A 13,975-nucleotide genomic window follows, 5' to 3' on the forward strand; every position below is an offset into this window, starting at 1 on the left:
GATGTCCTAGGGGGGATGTGACGAGAGAAACCATACACGGAACTCGTCGGCCGTCCCTCGCATTGTTATATATAGCATATCGGACGCCTATCGATCGGTGGGTTCCTCTCGACGCCCGCGAGAGGGGACTTCCGAGGTGGGATGACGGAGCCTCGAACCGTTTGGAGTTCATAACTAAAGCCCTCTCCGTCCGTGTGCCACCTATCGTGGGACACAGCAACCGACGCGGACACGACGTGACCGATGCCCGAGCTTAGCGTCATCGTCCCCACCCTCAAGCCGAGGGACGAGATCGAGTCAGTCACGCGGCTCGAATCGGGATCGTTCGACGACGACGACTACGAGGTGCTCGTTCAGCGCGAGGACTCCGCGACGAAGGCCCGAAACGCCGGGATCCGGCGGGCGAGCGCGGAGAAGCTCGTCTTCCTCGACGACGACTCGCTGCCGACCGACGGCTACCTCGAACGGGTCTCGGACCTGCTGGACTGCGAGTCCGTGGTGACCGGCAGGATCGTCCATCCCCGCGACGACGTCATCAAACGGTTCACCACCCACTACGACCAGGGGCCCGAACCTCGCTACGTCACTCGTTTCTGGGGCTGTAACGCGGCCTGTCGGAGGGAGGTGTTCGAGGAGGTCGGGATGTGGGACGAGAACATCACGTGGGGACACGAGGAGAAGGAGCTCGCCGACCGGATGCTCACCCGGCATCCGATATACTACGACCCCGAGCTGACCGTGGTCCACCCGTACGCCGACTCGGTTCGAGACTACTGGCGTAAACAGTACAAACTGGAGCTGCAGACCCCGTATCTCTGGGAGAAGGAGGGTGTGCCGCGGTCACAGCAGTACTTCCGGACGCTCCAGATAGTGGCGAATCCGATGAACTACGTGGGGTTCTCGCCGAAACACGCCGTGGTCAGGGCGGGATCGAACCTGATGCAGTTCGCGGGCCGCGTGGTCGGCATGCGACGGAGATGAGACGGTTCGGACACCGGCGGGGTACTCCGTCGCTAACGAAGTATCGTATCGTCGTTGATTCGACCGATGGCTGACGAACACACGGTCAGCGTCGTCCTCCCGACGTACGGCCGGCCGGCGTACTTCGAGGACGCGGTCGAGAGCGTTGCGACACAGACGTACCCGGCGGTCGAGTTGGTGGTCGTCGACGACTGCTCCCCGGAGCCGGTGGCGCCGCTCCTGGAGGACATCGACACCGACGGTATCGACGTCACGCTCGTTCGGCACGGGGAGAACCGCGGTGCGGCCGCCGCCCGAAACACGGGTATCGACGCCGCACGCGGACGATACGTCGCGTTCATCGACGACGACGACGTCTGGCTGGAGTCCAAGCTCGAACGCCAGGTCGCGACGATGACCTCGTCGGGACCGAACGTCCGTGCCGTCTACACCGGACAGCGCTACGTCGACGACGGGAGGACGACGAACGTTCGCACGCCGACCACGAGCGGGAACGTCACCGAGGCGATGCTCCGCGGCGCGTCCCTCAATCCCTTCTCGTGTATGCTGGTGGACGCGAGCGTTATCGATGCGGCTGGGGACCTCGACGTCCGCCTTCCGAGCTGGCAGGACCGGGAGTGGTACTTCCGGCTGTCGCTCCACTGCGAGTTCGCGGCCGTGCCCGAGCCGCTCGTCGTGAGACGGATGGGCCACGAACAGATCAGCGGCGACTACGAGACGAAACGTGACGTCTCCTACCCGTTGCTGTTGAACGAGCACCTCGACCTCGCGCGCGAATACGGATGCGAGGACGCGTTTCGTGCCACCCTCCTGCGGTCGCTGGCGGGTTCCGCCATGGGAAGCGGACGGTACCGCGACGCGGTCCGTCACACGCTCGTGGCGGTCCGCTACCGACCGACGTACGGACTGGCGTGGATGACGATGGCGGCGGCGATCGGCGGCCCGGTGACGCACGGGCTCGCAAAGCGTGTGAACCGTTCGGTACGGTAGGCGAGAAACGTCGCGAACGTGGCACGTCGTCGATCCCTCCACGAGACGCGGCGACTCTTCCACGAGACGCGACGATCCCTCCACGAACGGCGCGACCGCGTCACACTTCGAGGTCTCGAACCGCCGTGGCGACCCGTTCCCGCTCCGCGTCCGTCGCGTCGCGCCGCCGGACGATCGAGCGCCCGATCTCGTACAAGGGGTGTTCCTCCCGGCGGTGCCACTGCCCGTTCTCCCGGATCGAGACCGATTCGCCCCCGGTGGTCCGTTGATACCGCCAGTTCGATCCTCTCGCGATCCGCATCCCGGCGTTGTTCCGAGTGGTCACGTACGGCCGCTCGACCGTCGGTCGGTCCCCGACGGCGAGGCCGGTGAGGAGCTCCGGTATCGCCTCGAGGGAAACGGGGCGGTCGACGCGTTCGGCGGGAACGTTCCCGACGACGAGCGGAACGTTGATCACCGACTCGTGGAGGTATCCGTGCCCGTATCGACCGTCCTCCCCGAACAACTCCCCGTGGTCGGCGTGGACGCAGACGGCGGTGTCGTCACCCACGTCGTCGAGGAGGGTCGCGACGAAGTCGTCGGTGTACTCGACGGTCCTGTCGTACGCCGAGAGGAGCTGCTTCCGGAACAGCGGGCTCGTTCGGTCGTTCGCGCCGCCGAAGAGCCACGCGTTCGCCGCGTACGTCAGCGGCCAGAACCGGAGGTACTCCTTCGGCGGGATGTACGGCATGTGGACGTCGACGAGGAACACCCAGAGGAAGTACGGCTCCTCGGCCGACCGTATCCACCGCTCGATGTCGTCGTAAAAGGACTCCCACGACATGAACATCTCCTGTCCCTCCCACCAGTCGAGAAGCCTGATCGCGGTCCCTCGAACGGCGCCACCGTCCCCGTTCCCGTCGACGTCGAACCGGTTCGACGTGGTGTCGTCCATGAAGTCCTCGAAGTGATCGAACCCCTTGTCGAAGCCGAACGACCGGGACGTCCACGGGTTCGCCGTAAACGCTCCCGTCTCGTATCCCATCCGCCCGAACCGCTCGGCGATCGTGTCGCGAGCGCGGAGCTGTCTCCGGATCGTCTCCCGGCGGTCGACGCCCGGACGGTCGAACGGATAGTCGCCCGTCATGAACGTGGTCGACGAGCCGCGCGTCGAGCCGTCCGGGGCGATGGCGTTGTGGAAACGGAGTCCGTCCTCCGCGAGTTCGTCGATCGTCGGCGTGAGGCCGCCGTCGTGTCCGAGGTGGCCGCATCGATCGGCGCGAAGGCTGTCGATCGTGACGAGCACGACGTTCCGTGGATCTCCCATCTTACCCGTCACTACCGTCGTCCGAACCTTGTTATACGCGTCCTACCTCGAACGGCAGGATCGGAGGCTCGTTCTGAGGGTTTCGCCACCACTCGTAAGGATGGGCGACCGTCCGCGAGGGGAGTCCGGCACGGAACCGTTCGTTAGCGACGAGTTACTGAAGTCGGTCACGCACGGTAGGTCTTCTCGGGAAGTCTCACGATGAACACCGAAACCGAAGCGCGGACCGTCAGGATCCCGGAGCACCTCCACGAGCGCACCGAGCGGCGGATCGCCGGGACGACGTTCGAATCGGTCGACGGGTACGTCCAGTTCGTCCTCGAGGAGGTGTTGGCCGCCGACGCGGACGACGGCTCGTACGACGACGTGGACGACGACGACGTCCAGGCGCGGCTTCGCTCGCTCGGCTATCTGGACGCGTGAGTTCACGTCTCGGAGCGATTCACCGACGGCTCGGCGTCCGAGGGCGGCGAGCCGGCGAACGAGTAGTACAGGGCAACCAGTTCCTCGGTCACGCCGTCCCACGAGTGTGACCGTTCGACCCGTCGTCTGCTCTCTCTCGCCATCGACTCCACGCTATCGGGGTCCTCGAGGAGCGTTCGGATCGCGTCCGTGAGCGCGTCCGCGTCCCCGGGCTCGACGAGCACGCCGTTTCGGTCGTCGACGACGCTCGGGATCCCGCCCACGGCGGTCGAGACGATCGCGTTGCCGGCGGCCATCGCCTCCAGGATCGCGATCGGTACACCCTCGGCGTACGTCGGGAGGACGTACACCGACGACTCGGCGAGGATCCCGCGTTTCCGCTCCTCCGAGACGAAGCCGACATACTCCACGCCGGGCCGTGCGTCGGCGAGGTCGGCGGCGAGATGCGACTCCGGACCCTTTCCGGCGATGACGGCCTCGACCGGGCCGTTCTCGGCGAGCCGATCGATCGCCGAGACGAGCTCTTCGATCCCCTTGCGCTCGACGTGGTTCGACACGAACGACAGCCGTATGGGCGACGTCGAGAACGACGACTCGTACTCGGAGACGTCGACGGCGTTGTGGAGCACGGTCACCTTCCGCGGGTCCACCCGCCGGCCGATCAGTTCGGCCCAGCCGTCCGAAAGCGCCACGACGACGTCGCTCGCGTCGAAGACCGCGTTCTGTAGCGCTCGGACGATCCGCGAATCGGTCTCGAGGAACTCGTCGAAGGACGACCCGTGGACGTGGAGGACGACCGGACGACGCCACACGAACGCCGCGAAGAACACGTACCACGACGACTGGTAAAAGGAGTGCCAGTGGGAGGTGTGAACGTGGACGACGTCGGGCGGACGACGGAACGGAAACAGAAACATCTGCCGGAGCGCGACGAGCACGGCGAGACCGAACCGAGCGGTCCCGCTCCCCGCCGGCACGGCCACGCTGTAGACGCGTGTCCGAACGTGGTCCGGGAGGTGTCGACGCTGTTCGTCGATGTACCGGTTCACGCCGCCGCCGCCGGGGCGCGACGGACCGACGACGAGTACCTCGACGCCGGCCTCGGTACCCGTCGAGCTCATGCCGTCACCCCTCCACGATCGACTTCCGAACCGGCCGAACGGACCGGTTCCGCCGGCTCGAGTTGCGCCGGGGTGAACGTCGGGCCGTCGGCGTACTCGACGTAGTGGACGTCGACCTCCCCGTTGCTCATGACGCGGCTCACGCCGGTCGTCCGGTCGACGTCCCTGAAGTCCGCCGCGTCGTAGCGAACGCCGCGAAACGCGACCAGTTCCTTCCGTTCCGCGTGTTCGGTCTGGATGTAGTAGTAGAAGTCCGCCGTCGGGAAGTCGTTACCTCGGAAGCGACGCAACTCCCCGGGGAGCGCCTCCGGTGGCGTCTTCCAGGAGAGACGCGGATCGAGGTAGACGCCCATCGCTTTCGCGTACCGACGGGGACCGCCGCGACCGGACGACAGCGCTGCACCCTCCGCACGGTACTCGATCGCAGTCACGTGTCCCTCGTACTGCTGTTCGGAGACGTGTTGGGTCGGTTGTGCGATGTACGGCGACGGAAAGATCACGAGCATCGAGAGCGTTACACCGATCACCAGCGCGACGATGCCGACCACCTTGAGGGAGACCTCCAATCCCGGGGAGAGGCGTTCAACGCCCTCGATACCCTTCGTCAGCCCGATCGGTGCGAGGGTCCCGACGAGTATCATTCCGAACCCTATGTGTCGGAAGAAGTACTCGTTGATGGGGCCGATGAAGGTGACGAGCGCGAAGGCGCCGAGCGCGATCCCCGACACCGAAAACGCCGTGGTGACCGTGCTGCTCCCGTCCTCGAAGTACGTCGACCGGAGGTTCGCCAACACGACCGCCGCGGCAACGAGAACGTAGAACACCTTCACCAGGAACAGTTTGACGAATATCTCGGTGACGCTGAGCCCCACGGACTCGGCCGACTCCGTCCGTTGCGTGATGTCCTCTCCAGCCTGTGCGGCACCGGTGATCCATCCGTTCAACGCCTCGACGATGTTCGAGGAGTGACGAACCGCGGCGTCCTGCTGTCCGTTCCACACGGCGAAGGCGACCACCAGGAACAGGAACTGTCCGTAAAGCGGAGGCGACCGAGCGAGCAGCATCTCCGGAAACATCCGCCGTCCGACCCACTGGGTCGCCACTATCGCTCCCAAGACGATGAGGAGGTCGGTCGCCGCCAGCGGGTGATAGAGGACGACCGCGATCGCCCCGACGCCGAAGCCGAGGTCGGTCGACGACAGCCGTCCGGGGAGCGTCGAGTCCGCCGTCTCGGCGGTGAGGTGTTTGATCACCACGTACAACAGGACCGGCGCGAAGAACGTCGTCAACGAGAACGTGTGGAAATGCGGATGGAGGCTTATCTGGTTCAGCGGCAAGAACAGGAGAATCGAGACCGCCGCCACCGCGACTGCGCGTCGATCCGGTACTATCGTCCGAACGCAGAGGGTACCGAACACGACGAAGAGGACCATCATCGAGAACACGACGAACAGCATCGCCCGCTCCAGGGGGATCCCCGAGAGCACGGCCAGAAACCCGCTGTACGCGTAGGACCCGGGATACACGATCTCGGAGAAGGCCAAGTCGTCCGCGACCAGCCTTCGTGCCGCCCCCAGGTGACGGAGCGAGTCGCTGAGTCCGTAGAAGAAGTATCCGCGCACGAGCGGGAGCGCGACGATCGCGAGCACGGACAGGCCACTCAGCGCGAGACTGCCGGCCCACTGGATCCAGGAAGCGGCGAAGGCCAGCGTGAGGACTCCCACCGACAGTGCGACGCCGATCCCGATCCAGAAGAGCGGCGGCGTGGCGGCGTAGATGGATATCTCGGTGCCGGTCGCCGGGGCGGAGTTCGCGGCTGAAACGGCGATCAGGAAGCCGAGGACCCCGATCAGGAGTCCGACCGGCGCGACGTTTCGAGCCGCGTACGTCGACGACAGTCCCGGGGACATCAGCCCGCCCTCCGGTCGATGACGCCGGACGTCGACGGTTCGCCGAGGACGCCGTCGGACGTCGACGGTTCGCCGTGGATCGCGGTCGAGGGGCGAGACGTCACGACGCCCCCGGCGATCGACGCCCTCGCGCCGTTCGTGACTGCCGGTTCCGGATCGGACCGTTGCTCGGGAGTCGGAACGCTCGACGACGGAGTCACGGCGTTCGTTTCCTCAGAGGTGTCACTCGAGCCGACCCACAGCGTGAGGCTCCGGTAGGCGTTGTCGACCGTCGGTTCCGCGGGCGCGTCGTCGAGGTAGACGAGATAGGCGAGTCGGACTCGGTCGCCGGACATCGTCGAGGTGACGCTATGGGCCCTGTCCCACGGTTGGCCGGGGGAAACGGTCCGTTCGAACCGATCGAGCCTCGTGTCCTCGATGACGCTTCCGTCCGTATCCACGCGCTGGAGTTGGACGAAGACCTGGTACTCGACCTCGCGGGATTCGCGGTTCTCGAGCCGAAGGACGAGGTCCGCCGACTCGTCCTCCCCGAGCCGATCGGGGTATCCGTCGGCGACGAGCTCCCCCTCATCGTTCTCGGTCAGCAGGGTAGCCGTGGTGTATTCGGAACTCTCCGGCGGCAGCGCTATCGAGACCGAGAGGTACGCCGCGGCGAGGAGAAGCGCGGCGACGACGGCGAGGTTCAGCAATTGCTCGTCTCGCGTCGGTGCCGAGCTCCGATCGACCACGTCCCTCGCCAACCGAGCGAACGGTGCCGGGGCGGCGAGGTCGGTCGGCGAGAGCGCGAACCGGCCGACGGCGAGCAGCGTCGACAGGAGCGTCGTGACCGACACGAGGACGACCGCCGTTCCGGTGTCGTACCCGCCGGACCCGAACGCGACGACGTAGCCGTACAGCGGCGCCAGGCAGACGCTGAATCCGACGCCCATCGCGATCCGTTCGATCGGACCGAGCGAGGAGAGGTTCGACTCCCGGTGCTCCGACGCCATCGGCGTCGGCGTTTCGTTCCACCCCGGCTGCCGCCCCGGAAAGACCGCGAGCGTGAGGGCGTACCCGGGAAGGAACGACAGCGCCACGACGGCCAACAACAGCCGAAGCGTGGATCCCGACGGGAGCCACAGAACGACGATACTGACCAGTAGAACCGCGGGAACCGGCCAGAGAAGGGAGAACAGTTTCGGATACGAACGGGAGCGAGTGACCGTCATTACTTTGCTCGAACTCGACGTCGCCAGGTCATTGTTATTGCACGGCTAATCTCGTTCAGGGGACCGAACCCGGATCACGTCCGCCGGGGGGGCCACTATCGCCGTGGAGCGGGCGAAACGCCTCGTCGGCGAACCTCGAGGAGCCGTCCACCGAGGCCGGCTCGAGCTACCCGTAGTTCTCCGAGGCCGTCACTCGGACGGGAGTGTCCTGAGTAAGCCGTTCGCTACGGGATACCGTTGGGTGTGATTAACAAAGACACCCTGCCGGTATAGGGTCCGTTATGCCAAGTCCCTCGACCGACCATCCCCTCCGTGACGCCGTCGTCTCCAGTCCGGACATCGATCCGTCCACCGATGGAACGCATTCGGGACGATGACCGGTATCACCGAGATCCGACACGGTCGGGTCGTCACCCCGACGGAGGTCATCGACGACGGGCGGGTGGTCATCACCGGAAGCCGGATAGCGGACGTGAGCGGAACGGGAGGCGGAGCGTTACCCCGATCGGAGGCCGTCGACGCCGACGGCCGACTGGTCATGCCCGGCCTCGTCGACCTCCACGGTGACGACGTCGAGCAGCACCTCCATCCCCGTTCGGGCGCGCAGGTCGACACCAGCATGGCCCTCTCGATGGCGGACCGTGTGAACGTCCTGACCGGCGTGACGACGAAGTTCCACGCCGTCGCGTTCGAGAACTCGCCGGACGACGACCGGACGATCTCCGAGGCCACCGAGCTCGTCCACGAGATCGCGAACGCGACGTACCTGCTCTCCGACAACCGCGTCCACGCCCGCTGTGAACTGGTCGAGGAGAGCGTGAGGTCGGTCGAGGAGCTGTCGGAGGACGTGGACGTCGACCTCGTCTCGGTGATGCATCACGTGCCCGGCGACGGCCAGTACGATCGCGACGCGTTCGAGCGACACTACGTCGAGGACCGTAACTGGCCCACCGAGCGCGTCGCGGAGGCGATCTCCGAACGGCGGTCGCTCTCACCGACGGACCGCCGTTCGCTGTCCGAGCGGGTGGCGGACGTGGCGGCGGCCGCCGACGCTCCGCTGGCTTCACACGACGACGAGACGGCACGCGACATCGATCGACTGCTCGATCACGGGGCGTCGATCTCCGAGTATCCGCTCACGCGTGAGGCCGCACGGCACGCGAGCGATCGGGGGATGACCACCGTCATGGGGGCACCGAACGTCCTCAGGGGCGGGAGCCTCTGGGACAACCTCTCGGCGCGCGCGGCGATCGACGACGGGATCGTCGACGTCCTGTGTTCCGACTACCATCCGCCGTCGCTGCTCGCGGCACCGTTCGTCGACACCGGCGAGCCGCTTCCGACCCGAACGAACCGGGTCACCCGAAACCCCGCCGACGCGGTCGGCATGCACGACCGGGGCCGGATCGAGGTCGGCGCACGTGCGGACCTCCTCGTCGTCGATCCGGACCCGGTCCCGACGGTCGAACGCGTCTTCGTCGACGGGGTGGAAGTCCTCAAGAGCGGTGGCGATCCGCGTGGTCGCAGTCCCGAACGACGGCCGAGACTGGGGAATCCGACCGCGGGCCCATCGTTTCTCCATTGACGTCCCTCCCGTGCTGAAGCGCGAGGCTTTCTCCTCGATTCTCCAGTAAAAAGGGGACCCGTACCACGACCGAGATCGACCCTTCGGGGTCAGGGATGGCCGATCTCACCCGTGATACGGATGAACGGTAGGGGCCCAGGGTATATATTTAAAAACCATGAAACACGTTGATCCACGGGCGATCGGGCCGCGTTGACCGTCGGGCAGACAGCTTCGAGACACGGGATCGGCTCGACCCGTGAGCCGATCACGGCCGGCCTCGATACGTTCCGGACCTGTCCGATCGAACATCGACGCCCTTTTTGATTAGCTCGACGAAAATCGTTTATAACATTATATGAGTTCGTTTGCCTCGGACGATGATTCCGAAATCAAAACTCTCGATGGAACGGTCGTTAACAGGACTCAAAGAGAGCCTGATACGTCCGTAACGGTGAGCATCGTCCGGACCGTTGCGGAGGAGAAAGGCGTCGTTCCCGCCGAGCTACCGGTGTTGAGCGACGTGGTCGATCCGGAGGCGCTGGACGACCTGGTCACCGACGTCGATCGCGACGACCGAACCGGCGTCCGGGTCTCGTTCCAGTACTGTGGGTACACCGTCATCGTCACGGCGGACTCCGTTACGCTGCTGTCCGACTGACTCCTCGGCCGGACGAGGCCCTCCGACCGTCCGTCGATGGAACGTCCCTTCGACGGAGCGTGCCGGCGGGGAGGCGTAGGCGGTACCTAACGAGGCGATCGATCGCGCTCGACGAACCGTCCGTTCGTACGTTTTCGGAAAGGTTCACCATTACAATATCCGTCACCTGCCTGCCGACGGTTATGAACCAAGCAGGCCGTAGAACGTATACTGATCGGAAGGTCGGCAGCCGGGATCGCGGTCGCGGATCGGCGGAGTCGCCCACGCGACCATGAGTTCGTTCGATCAGGCCGTCGTCCTCGCAGCCGGCGAGGGGAGGCGAGTCCGTCCGCTCACTCGATACCAACCGAAGCCGATGCTCCGCGTCGCCGGCCGTCCGATACTCGAGTATCCCCTCGACGCGCTCGCGTCGATCGGCATCGAGGAGGTCGTCCTCGTGGTCGGCCACCGACGGAGACGGATCCAGAACCACTTCGAGAACGGGTACGGCGGGATCGACTTCACGTACGTCACCCAGGAGACACGGCTCGGCAGTGGACACGCCCTCCAGACGGTCGAGGACTACGTGGACGGCGAGTTCCTCGTGGTGAACGGCGACAACGTCATCGACGAAACGATGGTGGCGGAGGTCGCCCGGCGATACGCGCGGTCGGACGCCGTCGCCTGTATCGCGGTCGCCTCGTCGACCAGCGCCTCGGAGTACGGGACGGTCGGCGTCAGCGACGGTCTCGTCGACCGGATCGACGAGGGGGACGACGGCGCGTCCTCGCGGATCAACGCCGGCGTGTACGCGTTCGCTCCGACGATCTTCGACGCGCTAGAACGGACGCAGTTCGAGGACGGCGAACGACCACTCACCGGCGCGATAGCGGAACTCGACGGAAAGGTCATCGCCGAGACGCCGAACGGCGTCTGGTTCGACTCGTCGTACCCGTGGGACCTGCTCACGACGAACGAGACCCTGCTCTACTCGTACCCGGAACTCGTCGACGTCGACGAGCGGGTCGCGGGATCCGCACGGATCCACGACTCGGCCGTGATCGGCGAGAACGTCCGGATCGGCGCGGACTGTAAGGTCTCGGCCGGCGCGGTCGTCCGTGGGGGGACCTGCCTGCTGTCGAGCACCATCGTCGACGAAAACGCGGTACTGGAGGGCTCGATCGTCGGCCCCGACGCTCGGGTCGGGGCGAACACGCTCCTCAGGGACAGCATCGTCGGCGGCGGAGCGACGATCGGCGACGGGACCGTCTCCCCCGGTCGGTCGGCCACGGTCGTGCTCGAGGGAACGGAGTACGCCGATCGCCGACTCGGCGGCGTCGTCGCGGACCGGGCGACGGTCGGCGCGAACGTCACGATCACGCCGGGATGCCGGATCGGACCCCGGAGCAGAGTCGGTTCCGGAGTCACGCTCGGCCGCGACGTAGCCGAGGACGCGGAGGTGATCGGCTGATGTGCGGGATCACCGCGCGCGTCGGCAGCGGCGACGCGGTCGACGAGCTCCTCTCGGGGCTCCGGAACCTCGAGTACCGGGGATACGACTCCGCGGGCATCGCGACGGTCAACGCCGACGGCCTCGACGTGATGAAGCGCGAGGGCGAGATAGACGTCCTCTGCGGATCGGTACGCGGCTCGTCGATCCGCGGTCGGACGGGGATCGGACACACCCGGTGGTCGACGCACGGCCCCCCGACGGACGCGAACGCGCATCCACACACCGACTGTCTCGAACGGGTCGCGGTGGTCCACAACGGGATCATCGACAACTACGCCGAGCTCAAGGAGGAGCTCTCGACGCACGAGTTCACGAGCGATACGGACACCGAGGTCGTTCCCCACCTCATCGAGGAGTTCCTCTCCGCCGGCTATCCGCCCGAAAAGGCGTTCCGGATGGCGATAGACCGCCTCTCGGGGAGCTACGCGATCGCCGCGGTGTTCGAGGGAACCGACGCCGTGTTCGGAACGCGGAGCGGTTCCCCGCTGGTTCTCGGGCGGTCCCCCGAGCGCTACTACCTCGCCAGCGACGTGCCGGCGTTCCTCGAGTACACCGACGAGGTCGTCTACCTCCAGGACGGGGACGTCGTGGCGATCCGCCCCGAGGGGTACGCGATCACGGACGCCGAGGGGACGACCGTGGAGCGTTCGGTGGAGACCGTCGACTGGGACCCCGACGACGCCGGAAAGGGAGGGTACGACCACTACATGTTGAAGGAGATCTACGAGCAACCCACGGCCCTTCGACAGACCATCCGCGGCCGAACCGACCCGTTGAAACAACGCGTGGACCTGGAGGAGCTCCCTCCGGGAACGTTCTCGGGGATCGAGTCGGTTCACCTCGTCGCCATGGGTACCTCGTATCACGCGGCGATGTACGCCCAGTCGCTGCTCACGGACCGCGGTATCAACGCACAGGCGTACCTCTCCGGCGAATACGGCTCGAACCCGCCGCCGGTCGACGACCGGACGCTGGTCGTCGCCGTCTCCCAGAGCGGCGAGACCGCGGACACCCTCTCGGCCATCCGCGCCATCCAGGGCACCGGAGCTCGCACGCTCGCGCTGACGAACGTCGTCGGGTCGACCGTCACCCGGGAGTGTGAGAACACGGTGTACATCCGTGCCGGTCCCGAGATCGGCGTCGCCGCGACCAAGTCGTTCTCCTCGCAGGTCGCGACCCTGATCCTCCTGTGTGAACGTCTGAGTCACGCGACGAACGGGGCGACTCCCCGATCGACGAGCGACCTGTTCGACTCGTTGGCGGTCCTCCCGGACGACGTCCAGCAGATCCTCGACGAGTCGGAGGCGCAGGCGGTCGCCTCGGCGTATCACGACTGTGAGTCGTACTTCTTCCTGGGGCGGGGCGTCGGTCACGCCGTCGCGCTCGAAGGGGCGCTGAAGTTCAAGGAGATAACCTACGATCACGCGGAGGGGTTCTCCGCGGCCGAACTCAAGCACGGTCCGCTGGCCCTCGTCACGGAGGACACGCCGGTGTTCGCCGTCTTCACGGGGCGGGACGACACCAAGACCGTACACAACGTCAAGGAGGTCCGCGCCCGCAACGCGCCCGTGGTCGCGGTCACCGACGGGAACCACACGGGGGCGACCGAATACGCCGACCACGTGCTTTCCATCCCGGACACCCACCGGGACGTCGCCGGGATCCTCGCCAACGTCCAGCTCCAGCTGGTGTCGTACCTCGCCGCGGACATGCTTTCTCGGTCCATCGACAAACCTCGGAACCTCGCGAAGAGCGTCACCGTGGAGTGAGCGGGGTCGGCGTCGACACTCGCACGCTTCCCGTTCTCACCACGGCGGTGGACGTCGGTCCCGGAGCCCGAACTCCTGAGCCGCGACGACGCCGATCCCGAGACGCGGCGGGCGAAAACCCGCCGTGGCTTGGTCCCGGGGGCGACGGAACGCTCGCTCCGTTCCCCGCGGTCGACGTCGTGGTGAGACCGAACCGTCGCACTCCACCGACCGACATCGGGCGCGTCCCGCTCTGATGGTCCATGAACGCCCGGTTATCGGTGAACCGAGATCGGCGTCGAGCGTCCCGTGTTCGGCTCGACCACCGTCCTCGGGCAACGTATACGCAATAAATCCGTTTATAACAGTATGACTTGACGGAACATGAGTCAATAATTATATATGTATTGGATTATATAACGTATTCTCCGGTCGACGCGGCCGACCGAGCGAGCGACGGGCGGCGGTAACCCCGACCGTGGTCGTTCTCTCGGGCGGAATCGACGGGACCCCGTCCAGTATGCTTACCTTACCGTCGTAATCGCAAGACCGTGGCGGTCCACTTGTCGCT

General features: G+C 66.0%; 11 protein-coding genes. 7 read left to right on the forward strand and 4 right to left on the reverse strand.

The window, feature by feature from the left end; translation table 11 throughout:
• Positions 1–243: 243 nt before the first annotated feature.
• Both EAO78_RS05525 and EAO78_RS05530 read left to right on the forward strand, forming a co-directional pair.
• Positions 244–981: a glycosyltransferase family 2 protein gene (locus EAO78_RS05525; RefSeq protein WP_122104858.1), complete on the forward strand. Its 738-nt coding sequence runs from the start codon at positions 244–246 to the stop codon at positions 979–981.
• 66 nt (positions 982–1,047) lie between these two features.
• A complete protein-coding gene (locus tag EAO78_RS05530) occupies positions 1,048–1,971 on the forward strand; it encodes a glycosyltransferase family 2 protein (protein ID WP_122104859.1) in 924 nt (307 codons plus the stop codon).
• Positions 1,972–2,071: 100 nt separating this feature from the next.
• Here the strand turns inward: EAO78_RS05530 and EAO78_RS05535 are convergent, their stop codons facing one another.
• Complete coding sequence (locus tag EAO78_RS05535; protein WP_122104860.1) at positions 2,072–3,277, reverse strand: sulfatase; 1,206 nt, start codon at positions 3,275–3,277, stop codon at positions 2,072–2,074.
• Between the two features lie 201 nt (positions 3,278–3,478).
• Here EAO78_RS05535 and EAO78_RS05540 point away from each other — a divergent pair, with 201 nt between their 5' ends.
• On the forward strand, positions 3,479–3,700 hold the full coding sequence (locus EAO78_RS05540) for a hypothetical protein (RefSeq protein ID WP_122104861.1): 222 nt from the start codon (positions 3,479–3,481) through the stop codon (positions 3,698–3,700).
• A 2-nt stretch (positions 3,701–3,702) separates the two neighbouring features.
• On the opposite strand, the gene EAO78_RS05545 is transcribed toward EAO78_RS05540, so the two are convergent.
• Genes EAO78_RS05545 through EAO78_RS05555 form a run of 3 tightly spaced genes read right to left on the reverse strand, consistent with a single transcriptional unit; the run spans position 3,703 to position 7,939 of the window.
• A complete protein-coding gene (locus EAO78_RS05545; protein ID WP_122104862.1) occupies positions 3,703–4,821 on the reverse strand; it encodes a glycosyltransferase family 4 protein in 1,119 nt (372 codons plus the stop codon).
• On the reverse strand, positions 4,818–6,731 hold the full coding sequence (locus EAO78_RS05550) for a hypothetical protein (RefSeq protein ID WP_122104863.1): 1,914 nt from the start codon (positions 6,729–6,731) through the stop codon (positions 4,818–4,820). The genes EAO78_RS05545 and EAO78_RS05550 overlap by 4 nt, the downstream gene beginning before the upstream one ends.
• Positions 6,731–7,939: a DUF1616 domain-containing protein gene (locus EAO78_RS05555; protein WP_122104864.1), complete on the reverse strand. Its 1,209-nt coding sequence runs from the start codon at positions 7,937–7,939 to the stop codon at positions 6,731–6,733. The genes EAO78_RS05550 and EAO78_RS05555 overlap by 1 nt, the downstream gene beginning before the upstream one ends.
• A 373-nt stretch (positions 7,940–8,312) precedes the next feature.
• On the opposite strand from EAO78_RS05555, the gene EAO78_RS05560 reads away from it, so the two are divergent.
• The 4 genes from EAO78_RS05560 (at position 8,313) to glmS (ending at position 13,425) form a co-directional block, all read left to right on the forward strand.
• Positions 8,313–9,524, forward strand: coding sequence for an alpha-D-ribose 1-methylphosphonate 5-triphosphate diphosphatase (locus EAO78_RS05560; RefSeq protein WP_122104865.1), 1,212 nt, complete (start codon positions 8,313–8,315; stop codon positions 9,522–9,524).
• Between the two features lie 370 nt (positions 9,525–9,894).
• A complete protein-coding gene (locus tag EAO78_RS05565) occupies positions 9,895–10,164 on the forward strand; it encodes a HalOD1 output domain-containing protein (RefSeq protein WP_122105092.1) in 270 nt (89 codons plus the stop codon).
• 271 nt (positions 10,165–10,435) lie between these two features.
• On the forward strand, positions 10,436–11,614 hold the full coding sequence (locus tag EAO78_RS05570; protein ID WP_122104866.1) for a sugar phosphate nucleotidyltransferase: 1,179 nt from the start codon (positions 10,436–10,438) through the stop codon (positions 11,612–11,614).
• Positions 11,614–13,425, forward strand: a complete 1,812-nt coding sequence (glmS, locus tag EAO78_RS05575) for a glutamine--fructose-6-phosphate transaminase (isomerizing) (protein WP_122104867.1) — start codon at positions 11,614–11,616, stop codon at positions 13,423–13,425. The genes EAO78_RS05570 and glmS overlap by 1 nt, the downstream gene beginning before the upstream one ends.
• Positions 13,426–13,975 lie beyond the last annotated feature (550 nt).

The organism is Halobellus captivus, assembly GCF_003697845.1.
In the GTDB taxonomy this organism is placed as follows: domain Archaea; phylum Halobacteriota; class Halobacteria; order Halobacteriales; family Haloferacaceae; genus Halorubrum; species Halorubrum glutamatedens.

Excerpts from the sequence above, each read along its gene's own strand:
- EAO78_RS05540 (WP_122104861.1), top strand. The coding sequence starts at position 3,479 with ATGAACACCGAAACCGAAGCGCGGACCGTCAGGATCCCGGAGCACCTC.
- glmS (WP_122104867.1), top strand. The coding sequence starts at position 11,614 with ATGTGCGGGATCACCGCGCGCGTCGGCAGCGGCGACGCGGTCGACGAG.
- EAO78_RS05560 (WP_122104865.1), top strand. The coding sequence starts at position 8,313 with ATGACCGGTATCACCGAGATCCGACACGGTCGGGTCGTCACCCCGACG.
- EAO78_RS05525 (WP_122104858.1), top strand. The coding sequence starts at position 244 with ATGCCCGAGCTTAGCGTCATCGTCCCCACCCTCAAGCCGAGGGACGAG.
- EAO78_RS05570 (WP_122104866.1), top strand. The coding sequence starts at position 10,436 with ATGAGTTCGTTCGATCAGGCCGTCGTCCTCGCAGCCGGCGAGGGGAGG.
- EAO78_RS05555 (WP_122104864.1), bottom strand. The coding sequence starts at position 7,939 with ATGACGGTCACTCGCTCCCGTTCGTATCCGAAACTGTTCTCCCTTCTC.
- EAO78_RS05550 (WP_122104863.1), bottom strand. The coding sequence starts at position 6,731 with ATGTCCCCGGGACTGTCGTCGACGTACGCGGCTCGAAACGTCGCGCCG.
- EAO78_RS05535 (WP_122104860.1), bottom strand. The coding sequence starts at position 3,277 with ATGGGAGATCCACGGAACGTCGTGCTCGTCACGATCGACAGCCTTCGC.
- EAO78_RS05545 (WP_122104862.1), bottom strand. The coding sequence starts at position 4,821 with ATGAGCTCGACGGGTACCGAGGCCGGCGTCGAGGTACTCGTCGTCGGT.
- EAO78_RS05530 (WP_122104859.1), top strand. The coding sequence starts at position 1,048 with ATGGCTGACGAACACACGGTCAGCGTCGTCCTCCCGACGTACGGCCGG.